This is a genomic window from Thiomonas sp. DCM-2, assembly GCF_056820905.1.
In genome coordinates this window covers 471,485-483,959 of record NZ_CM165962.1, presented here as the reverse complement: position 1 = coordinate 483,959, position 12,475 = coordinate 471,485, and the positions used below count along the sequence as shown (strand labels likewise).

Annotated in this window: 20 protein-coding genes; 7 read left to right on the top strand and 13 right to left on the bottom strand. The window is 60.8% G+C overall.

Annotated elements, in window-relative coordinates:
* Window positions 1–6: 6 nt before the first annotated feature.
* From rpmJ to rplN, 13 genes are all read right to left on the bottom strand, one after another.
* On the bottom strand, window positions 7–120 hold the full coding sequence (rpmJ, locus tag AC1ZQA_RS02440) for a 50S ribosomal protein L36 (RefSeq protein WP_013106894.1): 114 nt from the start codon (window positions 118–120) through the stop codon (window positions 7–9).
* A gap of 18 nt (window positions 121–138) precedes the next feature.
* The gene (gene infA, locus AC1ZQA_RS02435; RefSeq protein WP_482678258.1) at window positions 139–357 is read right to left on the bottom strand and encodes a translation initiation factor IF-1; all 219 of its coding nucleotides are present in this window, start codon (window positions 355–357) and stop codon (window positions 139–141) included.
* A 9-nt stretch (window positions 358–366) separates the two neighbouring features.
* A complete protein-coding gene (gene secY, locus AC1ZQA_RS02430) occupies window positions 367–1,686 on the bottom strand; it encodes a preprotein translocase subunit SecY (protein ID WP_482678257.1) in 1,320 nt (439 codons plus the stop codon).
* 17 nt (window positions 1,687–1,703) lie between these two features.
* Complete coding sequence (rplO, locus tag AC1ZQA_RS02425; RefSeq protein ID WP_482678256.1) at window positions 1,704–2,153, bottom strand: 50S ribosomal protein L15; 450 nt, start codon at window positions 2,151–2,153, stop codon at window positions 1,704–1,706.
* 77 nt (window positions 2,154–2,230) lie between these two features.
* A complete protein-coding gene (gene rpmD / locus AC1ZQA_RS02420; RefSeq protein ID WP_482678255.1) occupies window positions 2,231–2,416 on the bottom strand; it encodes a 50S ribosomal protein L30 in 186 nt (61 codons plus the stop codon).
* A gap of 5 nt (window positions 2,417–2,421) precedes the next feature.
* Window positions 2,422–2,940 (bottom strand): 30S ribosomal protein S5, encoded by a 519-nt coding sequence (gene rpsE / locus AC1ZQA_RS02415; protein ID WP_482678254.1) that lies wholly within the window; start codon window positions 2,938–2,940, stop codon window positions 2,422–2,424.
* A gap of 13 nt (window positions 2,941–2,953) precedes the next feature.
* Window positions 2,954–3,310: a 50S ribosomal protein L18 gene (rplR, locus tag AC1ZQA_RS02410; protein WP_482679266.1), complete on the bottom strand. Its 357-nt coding sequence runs from the start codon at window positions 3,308–3,310 to the stop codon at window positions 2,954–2,956.
* A 14-nt stretch (window positions 3,311–3,324) separates the two neighbouring features.
* Complete coding sequence (rplF, locus tag AC1ZQA_RS02405) at window positions 3,325–3,858, bottom strand: 50S ribosomal protein L6 (protein ID WP_482678253.1); 534 nt, start codon at window positions 3,856–3,858, stop codon at window positions 3,325–3,327.
* Between the two features lie 11 nt (window positions 3,859–3,869).
* Window positions 3,870–4,268, bottom strand: coding sequence for a 30S ribosomal protein S8 (gene rpsH / locus AC1ZQA_RS02400; RefSeq protein ID WP_482678252.1), 399 nt, complete (start codon window positions 4,266–4,268; stop codon window positions 3,870–3,872).
* 74 nt (window positions 4,269–4,342) lie between these two features.
* Window positions 4,343–4,648, bottom strand: coding sequence for a 30S ribosomal protein S14 (gene rpsN, locus AC1ZQA_RS02395; protein ID WP_482678251.1), 306 nt, complete (start codon window positions 4,646–4,648; stop codon window positions 4,343–4,345).
* 7 nt (window positions 4,649–4,655) lie between these two features.
* A complete protein-coding gene (rplE, locus tag AC1ZQA_RS02390) occupies window positions 4,656–5,195 on the bottom strand; it encodes a 50S ribosomal protein L5 (RefSeq protein ID WP_482678250.1) in 540 nt (179 codons plus the stop codon).
* Window positions 5,196–5,206: 11 nt separating this feature from the next.
* Window positions 5,207–5,524, bottom strand: coding sequence for a 50S ribosomal protein L24 (rplX, locus tag AC1ZQA_RS02385; protein ID WP_482678249.1), 318 nt, complete (start codon window positions 5,522–5,524; stop codon window positions 5,207–5,209).
* 22 nt (window positions 5,525–5,546) lie between these two features.
* Window positions 5,547–5,915 carry a 50S ribosomal protein L14 gene (gene rplN / locus AC1ZQA_RS02380; protein ID WP_013106906.1) on the bottom strand — a complete coding sequence of 123 codons (369 nt, stop codon included), beginning with the start codon at window positions 5,913–5,915 and terminating at the stop codon, window positions 5,547–5,549.
* A gap of 309 nt (window positions 5,916–6,224) precedes the next feature.
* On the opposite strand from rplN, the gene AC1ZQA_RS02375 reads away from it, so the two are divergent.
* From AC1ZQA_RS02375 to ppk2, 7 genes are all read left to right on the top strand, one after another.
* Complete coding sequence (locus AC1ZQA_RS02375; RefSeq protein ID WP_482678248.1) at window positions 6,225–6,563, top strand: hypothetical protein; 339 nt, start codon at window positions 6,225–6,227, stop codon at window positions 6,561–6,563.
* A 56-nt stretch (window positions 6,564–6,619) separates the two neighbouring features.
* Complete coding sequence (hemA, locus tag AC1ZQA_RS02370) at window positions 6,620–7,927, top strand: glutamyl-tRNA reductase (RefSeq protein WP_482678247.1); 1,308 nt, start codon at window positions 6,620–6,622, stop codon at window positions 7,925–7,927.
* An 81-nt stretch (window positions 7,928–8,008) separates the two neighbouring features.
* Complete coding sequence (prfA, locus tag AC1ZQA_RS02365; protein ID WP_482678246.1) at window positions 8,009–9,088, top strand: peptide chain release factor 1; 1,080 nt, start codon at window positions 8,009–8,011, stop codon at window positions 9,086–9,088.
* An 80-nt stretch (window positions 9,089–9,168) separates the two neighbouring features.
* Entirely contained in the window at window positions 9,169–10,062 is an 894-nt protein-coding gene (gene prmC / locus AC1ZQA_RS02360; RefSeq protein ID WP_482678245.1) for a peptide chain release factor N(5)-glutamine methyltransferase, read from the top strand.
* Window positions 10,063–10,086: 24 nt separating this feature from the next.
* Complete coding sequence (gene grxD / locus AC1ZQA_RS02355; protein WP_482678244.1) at window positions 10,087–10,404, top strand: Grx4 family monothiol glutaredoxin; 318 nt, start codon at window positions 10,087–10,089, stop codon at window positions 10,402–10,404.
* An 18-nt stretch (window positions 10,405–10,422) separates the two neighbouring features.
* Window positions 10,423–11,022: a UbiX family flavin prenyltransferase gene (locus tag AC1ZQA_RS02350; protein WP_482678243.1), complete on the top strand. Its 600-nt coding sequence runs from the start codon at window positions 10,423–10,425 to the stop codon at window positions 11,020–11,022.
* A gap of 89 nt (window positions 11,023–11,111) precedes the next feature.
* Entirely contained in the window at window positions 11,112–12,296 is a 1,185-nt protein-coding gene (ppk2, locus tag AC1ZQA_RS02345) for a polyphosphate kinase 2 (protein WP_482678242.1), read from the top strand.
* The last annotated feature ends 179 nt before the right edge of the window (window positions 12,297–12,475 follow it).

The following is a 12,475-nucleotide window of genomic DNA, read 5'->3' as shown; positions in this document are numbered from 1 at the left end:
GTGGGTTCAACCCTGACGCTGCTTGTGGCGTGGGTCTGTGCAAATCACGCGAACAACGCCCTTGCGCCGGATGATTTTGCAGTTACGGCACATTTTTTTGACTGATGCGCTCACTCTCATGATGATCCTCTCTTACTCTTACTTGGCGCGGAAAACGATCCGGGCACGTGACAAATCATAGGGTGTCAACTCGACGGTGACCTTGTCGCCGGGAAGAATGCGGATGTAATGCATGCGCATCTTTCCGGAAATGTGACCGAGCACCGAGTGACCGTTTTCCAGCTTGACTCGGAAGGTTGCGTTGGGGAGATTTTCGAGAATCTCGCCCTGCATTTGAATGACGTCGTCCTTGGACATAACACTCCGTTAACGTGCGCCGCCCAAGCCAGATTTGAAATTGGCCTTTTTGAGCAGTGCATCGTATTGATGCGACATGGCATAAGCCTGGACTTGCGCCATAAAATCCATCGTTACCACGACAATAATCAACAACGAAGTACCACCAAAGCTGAATGGCACATTGTATTTCAATACCAGAAACTCAGGGAGCAAGCAGACCAGTGTAATGTAGATTGCACCAACCAATGTCAACCGCATGAGCACCTTGTCGATGAACTTGGCCGTTTGCTCACCCGGACGAATACCCGGAATGAAGGCGCCGCCCTTTTTGAGCTGATCTGCAGTCTCTCGACTGTTGAACACCAGCGCGGTATAAAAGAACGCGAAGAAAATAATTGCGGCTGCGTACAGCAGAATGTAGAGAGGCTGACCTGGCGAGAGGGCACCCGCAACATCTTTCAGCCAACCCATTCCCTTGGTAGCGCCAAACCAGCTCACTGCAGTTGCCGGAAGCAAAATGATGGAGGAAGCGAAAATCGGCGGGATCACACCAGCCATGTTCAACTTGAGCGGCAAGTGCGAGCTCTGGCCACCGTAGACCTTGTTGCCGACCTGACGCCGCGCATAATTCACCAGAATCTTTCGCTGGCCGCGTTCGACAAAGACGACAAAATAGGTGACGAGAATCACGATGGCGAGAACAAAAAGGGCAACCAGCACACTCATCGCACCCGTACTGACCAACTCCATCAAACCAGCGATCGCCGAGGGCAAGCCAGCAACAATGCCAGAGAAAATAATGATCGAAATCCCATTGCCCAAGCCACGCTCAGTGATCTGTTCACCGAGCCACATCAGGAACATGGTGCCCGAGGTCAGGGTCAACACAGCAGACAACTGAAACCCGATTCCAGGATTGATCACCAATCCAGGCGACGCCTGCAAGGCCACGGCAATGCCAAAGGACTGAAACAGCGCCAGAACGAGAGTGAAATAACGGGTGTATTGCGTGGTTTTGCGCCGACCCGCCTCACCTTCCTTTTTCAAGGCTTCGAGTGAAGGCACAACATAGGTCAACAACTGCATGATGATCGATGCCGAGATATACGGCATGATCCCCAACGCGAACACCGTGAAGCGCGCGAGAGCGCCTCCGGAAAACATATTGAACAGGCCGAGTATGCCGCTTGAATTGTTTTTGAACAATTGCTGCAGATGCGTCGGGTCGATACCTGGCACCGGGATGTGCGCCCCGATCCGGTAGACAACCAGTGCGCCAAGCAGGAATAACAGGCGACGACCAAGGTCGCCGTATTTGCCCTGCTGTGCCACGCTAGAACTGGCCATGTCGATGGTTCCGTGTATCAGGCAGCCGCGACTGCGTCGGCTACGCTGCCGCCAGTTGCTTCAATGGCGCTGCGCGCACCCTTGGTGGCAAGAATGCCATTCAGCTTGACCGCGCGCGAGATCGCACCAGATGCAATGACCTTGACCGTGCGTGAGAGATCCGGCACTAATCCGTGCGCCTTGAGAGTCAGCATATCGATCTCATCTTCCTGCAGCCGGTTCAGATCAGCCAGGGTGACCTGAGCACTGTAACGTGCGATCGGCGATTTGAAGCCGCGCTTCGGCAGGCGGCGCTGCAAAGGCATTTGACCGCCTTCGAATCCGACCTTGTGGAAACCACCGGAACGGGACTTTTGACCCTTGTGTCCACGGCCTGCGGTTTTGCCAAGGCCCGAACCCATTCCACGGCCGACACGGCGCTTGGCATGCTTCGCGCCGCTGGCGGGCTTGATGGTGTTGAGTTGCATATCGAATCTCACAAATTCTTCTGTCGTGCGAAACCTGGCACAGCAGCAAACGAAAATGTCGTGTTTGCCGCAAGCGCTCAAGCGCAAATTTCAACCAGATAACTGACCTTGCGAACCATTCCGCGCACAGCCGCAGTGTCCTCGAGCTCGCGCACACTGCCCAGCTTGCGCAGTCCGAGGCCACGCACCGTGGCGCGATGCGATTCACGTGTTCCGATCACACTGCGGACGAGTTTGACCTTGATGACTTTTTTATCGCTCATGATGTTCAGCCCAGAATCTCTTCGACGGTTTTGCCACGCTTCATGGCAATTTCCTGGGCAGAACTCATATTGCCCAAGGCATCCAGGGTTGCGCGCACCATGTTGTAAGGATTGGTCGAACCATGGCTCTTGGCCACGATATCGGTAATCCCCAACACCTCAAACACCGCGCGCATCGGCCCACCAGCAATGATGCCCGTGCCCTGCACCGCCGGCAGCATCATCACATTGGCAGCGCCGTGCTGGCCCATGACCTTGTGATGCAGCGTGCCGCCCTTGAGCGGTACCTTCACCATGTTGCGGCGCGCCTGCTCCATCGCCTTCTGCACGGCGACAGGAACTTCGCGCGCCTTGCCCTTGCCCATGCCGATGCGTCCATCGCCATCACCGACGACGGTCAAGGCGGCGAAACCCAGAATGCGGCCACCCTTGACGACCTTGGTGACGCGGTTGACCGCGATCATCTTCTCGCGCAGACCATCGTCACGCGCTTCGTTGGCAAACTTGTTTTGAACTTTAGCCATGATGTGCTCGTTCTCAGAACTTCAGGCCGGCTTCGCGCGCAGCCTCTGCGAGCGCCTTCACGCGCCCATGAAAGCGAAACCCCGAACGGTCGAAGGCAACGGACTCGATACCAGCTGCCTTGGCCTTTTCGGCAATGCGCGCACCAACTGCAGCCGCAGCGGCCAGATTGCCACCGTGCCCATTGAGTTGACCGCGCAATTCGGGCTCCACCGTGGAGGCAGAGGCAAGAATGCGATCGCCTTCGGCGGAAATGATGCTCGCGTAGATGTGCTGATTGGTGCGATGCACCGACAGGCGCACGGCGCGCAGTCGCGCAATGCGGCGGCGGGTAGCCTGAGCACGGCGCAGGCGGGAAATGTTTTTGCTGATCATGATCCTGGCCCTTACTTCTTCTTGGTTTCCTTGATCACCACGACTTCGTCGGCATAGCGCACGCCCTTGCCCTTGTAGGGCTCAGGCGGACGATAGGCGCGCACTTCGGCGGCGATCTGGCCAACGAGTTGCTTGTCCACACCCTTGATCACGATCTCGGTGGGAGTGGGCGTCTCGACCTTGATGCCTTCCGGCATATCCTTGATGACAGGATGCGAAAAACCGATCGACAGATTCAGCTTCGCGCCCTGCGCCTGCGCTTTGAAACCGACGCCAACCAGCGTCAGCTTGCGCTCGAAACCCTTGGAGACACCATGCACCATGCCGGCGACCAAGGCGCGCATCGTGCCAGACATGGCATGCGCTTCGCGGGACTCATTGGTCGGTTCGAAGGTCAGGGCACCATTGTCCTGCGCAATGCGGACACCGGCGAATTGCGCGCGCTGCAGCTTGCCCAGCCCACCCTTGACGGCGATCATGTCTTCGGTGAGATTGACCTCGACACCAGCAGGCACCTGAACCGGATACTTTGCGATACGTGACATTGTCGTTCTCCTTAGGCCACGTAGCAGAGCACTTCGCCACCCACGCCAACCTGACGCGCCTTGCGATCGGTCATCAACCCCTTGGGAGTGGAGACGATCGCAACGCCGAGGCCATTCATGACCTGCGGGATGCCTTCCTTGCCACGATAGACACGCAACCCCGGGCGGCTGACGCGCTCCAGGCGCTCGATCACCGGCTTGCCTGCGTAGTACTTCAGCGAAATTTCAAGATCGGCCTTGGCATCGCTCTCGCGACGGATGTTGAACCCGTCGATATAGCCCTCTTCGTGCAGGACTTGAGCGATTGCCGCTTTGATCTTCGAAGCTGGCATCGTTACCTTCGCCTTGGCGACCATCTGCGCGTTACGAATACGCGTCAGCATGTCGGCGATGGGATCACTCATGCTCATCAATACTCTCCTAAAAACTTTTGGCGTCTGGCCGGAATGGTGAACCGAACTCGACTGACTGTCTGACTGAACGATTACCAGCTGGACTTGGTCACGCCGGGGATTTCCCCGCGGAACGCCAGCTCACGAATTTTGCTGCGCGACAGGCCGAAGCGGCGGAAGGTTCCGCGCGGACGCCCTGTGATGGCGCAGCGATTGCGCAGACGCGTCGGGCACGAGTTGCGCGGCAGCTGCTGAATTTTCAGACGCGCTTCGTAGCGCTCTTCGAACGACTTGGACGAGTTGTCAACGATGGCCTGCAGCTCGGCGCGCTTCGCAGCAAATTTCGCCACCAGGTCTTCGCGCTTTTTTTGACGATTGATGAGGGACAGTTTTGCCATGATGACCTCAGTTCTTGAAGGGAAAGCGGAACGCGGCGAGCAGCGCCTTGCATTCTTCGTCTGTTTTCGCCGTCGTGGTGACGCTGATGTTCAAGCCGCGCAGCGCATCCACCTTGTCGTACTCGATTTCCGGAAAGATGATCTGTTCCTTGACACCGATGTTGTAGTTGCCACGGCCATCAAAGGCGCGCGCGGAGATGCCACGGAAGTCACGCACACGCGGCAGCGCAATGGTGACAAACCGATCGAGGAAGTCGTACATGCGACCGCCACGCAACGTCACCATGCAACCGATCGGCAGATCTTCACGGATCTTGAAGCCGGCAATCGCCTTGCGCGAGCGGGTCACGACGGGCTTCTGCCCAGCGATCTTGGTCAGATCACCGACAGCGTGCTCCATCACCTTCTTGTCAGCCACCGCCTCGGACACCCCCATGTTGAGAGTCACCTTGGTCAGGCGCGGCACTTCCATCACCGATTTGTAGCCAAACTTGGCCATCAACTCGGGAACCACTTTCTCTTTGTAAATCGTCTGCAGGCGCGACATAAATCCTCCGGTCAGCCCTTGATCTGCTCGCCACTGGACTTGAAGATGCGCACTTTCACGCCATCCGCCAGGGTCTTGAAGCCGACGCGGTCGGCCTTGCCGGTCGCCGGGTTGTAAATCGCCACATTGCTCTGATGAATCGGCAGGTCGCGGGACACCACACCGCCTGCCTCGCCCTTCATCGGATTGGGGCGCACATTCTTCTTCACAGTGCGCACGCCCTCCACCACGATGTGGTCAGCATCAGCGCGTGCCGTCACTCTGCCGCGGCGACCCTTATCGCTGCCGGCAATGACAATCACCTCATCATCCTTGCGAATCTTGTTCATCACAAATCCCTTTCTCACGCGCTCAAAGCACTTCAGGTGCCAGAGAAACGATCTTCATGAAGCGCTCGGTGCGCAACTCGCGCGTCACCGGCCCGAAAATGCGCGTTCCAATCGGCTCGAGCTTTGCGTTGAGCAGCACTGCGGCGTTGCCGTCGAACTTGATCAGGGAGCCATCGGCTCGGCGCACGCCCTTGGCGGTACGAACCACCACAGCGCTGTACACCTCGCCCTTCTTCACGCGACCACGCGGCGCAGCTTCTTTGATGCTGACCTTGATGATGTCGCCCACGCCGGCGTAGCGGCGCTTGGAGCCGCCAAGCACCTTGATACACATGACGGATTTGGCGCCCGTGTTGTCGGCGACATCCAGTCTGGATTGCGTCTGAATCATGTAATTTCCTTCACCCAACTTAGTCGCACTGCGTGCGCCAGTCTTGGCTCCCTGGTGCGGGAATTGACCTGTGTAGTTCGCCTCTTGGCCGCAGCGGCTTGCAATCAGCGCATCACGCCATTGCCACTACTCTTGCCACCACCCGCTTCAACCGTTGTTCCGAATCGAAGCGCGCCACATAAAAGACAAGCGTGTAATTCTGCAGCGTCCTCGGAGAACTGTCAACTTGTTTTTGTGGCGCGGTCGCGGCGGCGGCCACAGCTCCAAGCGCTGATCACTGTGGAAATCAAGACCACAGCGGCGTAATCGATGATCGATCCCTCTCGAACAAGTCCGCTCCCCACAACCGCGAGGTGCGTGATCCAGGCGGCCGCGCCCGCCCTGATCGCACGCCGCCACGGCCCTGTCGCGCAGTCATTCCCCCAAGCCGATGCAGCCAAAGCGCCAGTCACCGCGCCGACAGACAAGGGCATGACACTGGTCTGCACAAACCAAACGAAAAAGATCGAGATCATGAAACGTGATAGAAAGATGGGTTTTTCTGGGTTGAAGGTCGGCGGAGTTGCCGTTTTCCCGATGGACGGCTCTGACGAACAGAAATACTCTCCCCCGTACAGTCAACGTCAGAACCCTCTGGCGCATTCCTGATTTGATCAGGATCAGACGTCGCAAGGCACGACAGTTCTTAAAATCACGATTTAACTATGTTGCTCGCCGCCATCGGACTCAACCACCAGACCGCTCCTGTCGGGGTGCGGGAGCGTCTGGCGTTCTCGGCGGATACCCTTGTGGATGCCCTGCAGCGCCTGAAGGCATCCATGCTGTCGGGCAAAGGCAACGGGCCAGTCGAGGCGGCCATTCTATCGACCTGCAACCGTACCGAAATCTATTGCGCGGCCGAGGATGATCCACGCGACGCCTTGCTGCACTGGCTGTCCAGCGAGCGCAATGTGCAACTCGGCGATCTGGCCGACCACAGCTACAGGCTGGTGCAGGACGGTACCGTGCGACACGCGTTTCGCGTGGCGAGTGGACTCGACTCGATGGTGCTGGGAGAGCCGCAGATTCTGGGGCAGATGAAGGAGGCGGTGCGCGTGGCCTCCGACTCCGGCGCCCTGGGCAGCACGCTCAATCAGATGTTCCAGCGCACCTTCTCGGTTGCCAAGGAAGTGCGAACCAACACCGAAATCGGTGCGCACTCGGTCAGCATGGCGGCTGCCAGCGTGCATCTGGCTCAGACCGTATTCGAGAGTCTCAGCGATTGCCGGGTGCTGTTCATCGGCGCGGGCGACATGATTGAGCTCGTCGCCACCCATTTTGCAGCGCATCAACCCAAGAGCATGGTGATCGCCAATCGCACGGTCGAGCGGGGCGCACGTCTGGCGCAGCGCTTCGGGGCGGAAGCCATGCGTCTGTCTGACGTGCCGCAACGCCTGGCGGAATTCGATGTCGTGGTCACCAGTACCGCCAGCACCTTGCCCATCATCGGCCTGGGTGCTGCCGAACGCAGCATCAAGCAACGACGCCACAAACCCGTGGTCATGGTCGACCTGGCCGTGCCGCGCGATATCGAGCCCGAGGTTGCGCAGCTGCGCGACGTCTATCTGTATTCGGTGGACGACCTGTCGGCTCTGGTGCGCAGCAATACCGAAAAGCGTCAGGCCGCCATCGAGCAGGCAGAAGCCATCATCGAAAACCGGGTGCATGGCTTTCTGGAATGGCTCGATCTGCGCGCGCAGGTGCCGCTGATCCAGCGCCTGCAGTCGCAAAGCGAGCAATGGCAGGCACACGAAGTCGAGCGCGCACGCCGCTTGCTGGCGCGTGGCGAGCCCCCCGAGGCCGTCCTGGACGCCCTCGCCCGCGGCTTGTCGCACAAATTCCTGCACGGTGCCTTCACCGCGCTGCATCACGGCGATCCGGGACATCGTCAGGTCGTGGCGCAAGCTGTCGAGCGGGTCTTTCTCTGCCCGCACCGGGGCGGCCCTGACACCTCATCCGACGCCTCGGTCTAGCGGCGCGTTCCGCTGCATTGAATCGGTCTTGCACCTGCGTGCCTGGCCGCTTGCGTCGCCACCCCGCTTGAACCCTCTGTCATGATGCCTTCCCTGCTGGACAAACTGGAGCAGATGCAACGTCGCGCAGGCGAGCTCGATGCCCTGCTCGCCGATCCCGATTGCACCGCCGACATGGAGCGCTATCGCAGCATCACGCGGGAGCTGGCAGAACTGCAGCCCATCGTTGCGCTGCTCGGCCAGTTCCAGGCCCGGACGGACGATCTGGCGCAAGCCCAGTCCCTGCTGAACGATCCCGACATGAAGGATCTGGCGCAGCAGGAGGTCCAGGACGCACGCGCTGCAATTGCCGAGTTGGAAGCGCAGCTGCAGATGGCGCTGCTGCCGCGCGACCCGGATGACAGTCGCAACGTGTTCGTGGAAATCCGCGCCGGAACCGGGGGCGAGGAATCCGCGCTGTTCGCCGCCGATCTGTTGCGCATGTACACGCGCTACGCCGAACGCAAGCGCTGGGCGACCGAGCTGATCAGCGAGAGCCCCAGCGATCTGGGCGGCTACAAGGAAGTGATCCTGCGCATCGCGGGCGAAGGCGCCTACGGGCTGCTGAAATATGAATCGGGCGGACACCGCGTGCAGCGCGTGCCCAAGACCGAAACCCAGGGCCGCATCCACACCAGTGCGGCGACGGTGGCGGTCATGCCCGAGATGGACGAGGCGCAGGCGGTACAGATCAACCCGGCCGATCTGCGCATCGACACCTTCCGCGCCTCGGGCGCCGGCGGCCAGCACATCAACAAGACCGACTCCGCCATCCGCATCACCCACCTGCCCACCGGGCTGGTGGTGGAATGTCAGGACGAGCGCTCGCAGCACCGCAACAAGGCGCGGGCGCTGTCGGTGCTGGCCGCGCGGCTGGCCGAGCGCGAACGGCAGGCACGGCAGGCGGCAGAGGCCGCAACGCGCAAAAGCCTGGTGGGCAGCGGCGACCGCTCCGATCGCATCCGCACCTACAACTTTCCGCAGGGGCGTGTGAGCGAGCACCGCATCAATCTCACGCTGTACAAGATCGATGCCATTCTCGACGGCGATCTGGACGAGCTGCTCACTGCCTTGCGGACCGAAGACCAGGCCGAGCAGCTTGCAGCGCTTGGGGCCACCTGAGGTGAAACAGCCCCCTGTCTCGCTGCGCACGTTCGCCCCGGGGGCGGTCAGTTTCTCCGGAACGGCCGTGCAGAACTGACATGACCCGGCTGTCCGACTGGATGCAGGCAAGCGGGCTGGCCCGGCTGGACGCGCAAGTCCTCGTCGGCACGGTGCTGGGCTGGAGCCGCGCACAGCAGGTCGCGCATCCCGAGCAGGAGCTGCGCGACGCCGACCTGGCGCGGCTCAACGCGCTTGCTGCCCGACTGCGCGCGGGTGAACCGCTGGCCTATGTGCTGGGCGAGCGGGAGTTTTATGGGCTGACTTTCCGGGTCACGCCCGATGTGCTCATTCCCCGGCCCGATACCGAGCTGCTGGTCGACCTGGCCTTGCAGACATTCGACGCCTTGCCGCCGCTCTCCGGCCGGCGAGCACTCGACTTGGGCACGGGCAGCGGGGCCATCGCCGTGGCGCTGGCCCATGCGCGGCCAGTCGCGCAGGTCTGGGCGCTCGATGCCAGTGCCGCCGCGCTGGCCGTGGCACAGGCCAATGCGCAGCGACTGTTGCCCGCGCAGCGGGCCGGGGGCGCAATTCGCTTCGTGCAGTCCAATTGGTTTTCAGCGCTGCGCGAGGCAGAGGCCGCTGTGCCGCGCTTTCACTGCATCGTCTCCAACCCGCCCTACATCGCACAGCACGACCCGCACCTGCCCGCATTGCGGCATGAACCGACGCTGGCGCTCACCGGGGAACGACCGAGCGCAGATGGGCTGGGCGATATTCGCCACATCGTCACGCAGGCCGCCGACTTTCTGCATGACGACGGCTGGCTGCTGGTGGAGCATGGGTATGACCAGGCGGATGCGGTGCGCGCCCTGCTGGCCGCGCAGGGTTTCCGCGCGGTCTTCAGCGCACGCGATCTGGCGGGTATCGAGCGGGTCAGCGGGGGACTTTGCCCACACCCACGTGCAAGGCAAAGCGCCCCTAAAATTGTGTGATCGACACCAAACAGGAAACCCGCCATGTCCAGCGTGCAGGAACAGATTGATCAAATCGTCAAAAGCAATGACGTCGTGCTCTTCATGAAAGGATCGCCGCAGTTCCCCATGTGCGGGTTCTCGGGCCGGGCAGTGCAGTTGCTCAAGTCCTGCGGCGTCAGCCAGATCAAGGCGGTCGATGTACTGCAGGACGAAGCCATCCGTCAGGGCATCAAGGAATATGCCAACTGGCCGACCATTCCTCAGCTCTACATCAAGGGCGAATTCATCGGCGGCTCGGACATCATGGCCGAGATGGCGCAGAGCGGTGAGTTGCAGGCCCTGTTGGGCAGCCTGAAATAAACCATTTCGGCTGCACGTTTGAATTCCGCTGCCCCCTCCAGCTCCCGGCCCCGGCTCATCGTGGCGCTGACGGGCGCCACCGGCATCGTCTACGGCGTGCGCCTGCTGCAGCATCTGCGTCGGCTGGGTACGGTGGAAACCCACCTCATCCTTTCCGCTGCGGGCATTCTCAACCTCAAGGTGGAACTGGACATCGACCGCAAATCGATCGAAGCCCTGGCCGATGTCGTCCACCCGGTCGGTGACATCAGCGCCAGCATCGCCAGCGGCTCGTTTTCCACTCTGGGCATGGTGGTGGCGCCGTGTTCCATGCGAACCCTGGCCTCCATTGCCCATGGTTTCTGCGACAACCTCATCACCCGCGCGGCGGATGTGTGCCTCAAGGAGCGGCGCAAGCTGGTGTTGCTCCCCCGCGAGGCGCCGCTCAACCTGGCGCATCTGCGCAACATGACCGCCGTGACCGAAATGGGCGGCATCATCTTCCCGCCGCTGCCCGCGTTTTATCTGCGCCCCGGCAGCATCGCGGCCATGGTGGATGGCAGTCTGGCCCGCGTGCTCGATCAGTTCGGTCTTGCGCATGACCTCGGCGTGGAGTGGACCGGGATCAAATCAACCTAGATTCTTCGTCGCTGCGCTGCACATTGTCCGATGTCATTGTGAGCGGCTGTCACTCGGGCCTATAAAGACAGACTCTTCTGGAGTCTGCCATGAACAAACCCGTCGCCACACGCCGTGCCTCTCCTCGCCCTGCCGCAAAAAAGGGCGCCGCCAAGCCCACTGCCAGTCGTCGCGCCGCACCGCACGACAAGGTTGCCCAGGGCGATATTCCGCCGCATCTGACCCCGACCGGGGTGCGCAATTTCGTGCTTGAGCAATCGCAGGAGGCCGCGCAGCAGGCCGAACTGGCCGCGCTGAACACCATCCTCCATAGCGCACCTGCACCCGATGGCGCCAGCGAAGGTGTCCAGGCCATTCTCGAGGGCGATGCACCCGACGATGCCCAGGCCATGCGCGCAGCACTCGGCCTTGCGGCAACCACGGCCGCGCCGCGCGGCACCAGCGACGAACTGGCGGAAGACTGGCGCAAGGGCGGCTATCCGTACAAATACAAGATGCTGCGCCGCGATTACGAGCGCGAAAAATTCGTGCTGCAGACCGAACTGCTCAAGCTGCAGGCCTGGGTCAAGGAAACGCAGCAGCGTGTGGTCATCCTGTTCGAGGGCCGCGACGCTGCAGGCAAGGGCGGCACCATCAAGCGCTTCATGGAACATCTCAACCCCCGCGGCGCGCGCGTGGTGGCGCTGGAAAAGCCCAGCGAGATCGAACGCGGGCAGTGGTATTTCCAGCGCTATGTGCAGCATCTGCCCACGGCGGGCGAAATCGTGCTGTTCGACCGGAGTTGGTACAACCGCGCCGGAGTGGAGCGGGTGATGGGATTTTGCACCCCTGCGGAATACACCGAGTTCCTGCGGCAGGCGCCCGAGTTCGAGCGCAATCTGGTGCGCAGCGGGATACATCTCATCAAGTTCTGGTTTTCGGTCAGCCGGGATGAACAGCGCCGACGCTTCAAGGAGCGGCAGGTGCATCCGCTCAAGCAGTGGAAGCTGTCGCCCATCGACATGGCCTCGCTCGACAAATGGGACGACTACACCCGCGCCAAGGAAGCGATGTTCTTCCACACCGATACCGCCGATTCGCCCTGGACGGTGGTGAAGTCGAATGACAAGAAACGCGCGCGACTCAACGCCATGCGCTATCTGCTGCATTCCATGCCCTACACCGGCAAGGATGTGAGCCGGATCGGCGAGGTGGACAACCTGATCGTCGGCCGCGCCAACTTCATCCATGAGCGCGGCGAGCACGACCTGAGCAAGGGCGAATACGTCGCCTGACGGGCGCGGCGTGGCCTGGTGCCAAGGCAACGCTGAACAAGTCCCTTGCGCGCTGCGCATCCGGTCTGCGGGCGGTCTGCGGCGTTGCGCATCATCACAAGAACTTTTTCAGTGTTGCCCTATTGAGATTTACATAAAACATGACAACCAATAGCATACTCAAACGTTATCCGATCATC

Bases quoted from the DNA above. Each gene is read 5' to 3' on its own strand.
- rpsH (WP_482678252.1), bottom strand. From the start codon at position 4,268: ATGAGCATGAGTGATCCCATCGCCGACATGCTGACGCGTATTCGTAAC.
- rplX (WP_482678249.1), bottom strand. From the start codon at position 5,524: ATGAACAAGATTCGCAAGGATGATGAGGTGATTGTCATTGCCGGCAGC.
- rplF (WP_482678253.1), bottom strand. From the start codon at position 3,858: ATGTCACGTATCGCAAAGTATCCGGTTCAGGTGCCTGCTGGTGTCGAG.
- rplN (WP_013106906.1), bottom strand. From the start codon at position 5,915: ATGATTCAGACGCAATCCAGACTGGATGTCGCCGACAACACGGGCGCC.
- rplE (WP_482678250.1), bottom strand. From the start codon at position 5,195: ATGTCGCGCCTGCAGACGATTTACAAAGAGAAAGTGGTTCCCGAGTTG.
- rpsN (WP_482678251.1), bottom strand. From the start codon at position 4,648: ATGGCAAAACTGTCCCTCATCAATCGTCAAAAAAAGCGCGAAGACCTG.
- prmC (WP_482678245.1), top strand. From the start codon at position 9,169: ATGACCCGGCTGTCCGACTGGATGCAGGCAAGCGGGCTGGCCCGGCTG.
- AC1ZQA_RS02375 (WP_482678248.1), top strand. From the start codon at position 6,225: ATGATCGATCCCTCTCGAACAAGTCCGCTCCCCACAACCGCGAGGTGC.
- rpmJ (WP_013106894.1), bottom strand. From the start codon at position 120: ATGAGAGTGAGCGCATCAGTCAAAAAAATGTGCCGTAACTGCAAAATC.
- hemA (WP_482678247.1), top strand. From the start codon at position 6,620: ATGTTGCTCGCCGCCATCGGACTCAACCACCAGACCGCTCCTGTCGGG.
- grxD (WP_482678244.1), top strand. From the start codon at position 10,087: ATGTCCAGCGTGCAGGAACAGATTGATCAAATCGTCAAAAGCAATGAC.
- secY (WP_482678257.1), bottom strand. From the start codon at position 1,686: ATGGCCAGTTCTAGCGTGGCACAGCAGGGCAAATACGGCGACCTTGGT.
- rpmD (WP_482678255.1), bottom strand. From the start codon at position 2,416: ATGAGCGATAAAAAAGTCATCAAGGTCAAACTCGTCCGCAGTGTGATC.
- prfA (WP_482678246.1), top strand. From the start codon at position 8,009: ATGATGCCTTCCCTGCTGGACAAACTGGAGCAGATGCAACGTCGCGCA.
- ppk2 (WP_482678242.1), top strand. From the start codon at position 11,112: ATGAACAAACCCGTCGCCACACGCCGTGCCTCTCCTCGCCCTGCCGCA.
- infA (WP_482678258.1), bottom strand. From the start codon at position 357: ATGTCCAAGGACGACGTCATTCAAATGCAGGGCGAGATTCTCGAAAAT.
- rpsE (WP_482678254.1), bottom strand. From the start codon at position 2,940: ATGGCTAAAGTTCAAAACAAGTTTGCCAACGAAGCGCGTGACGATGGT.
- rplO (WP_482678256.1), bottom strand. From the start codon at position 2,153: ATGCAACTCAACACCATCAAGCCCGCCAGCGGCGCGAAGCATGCCAAG.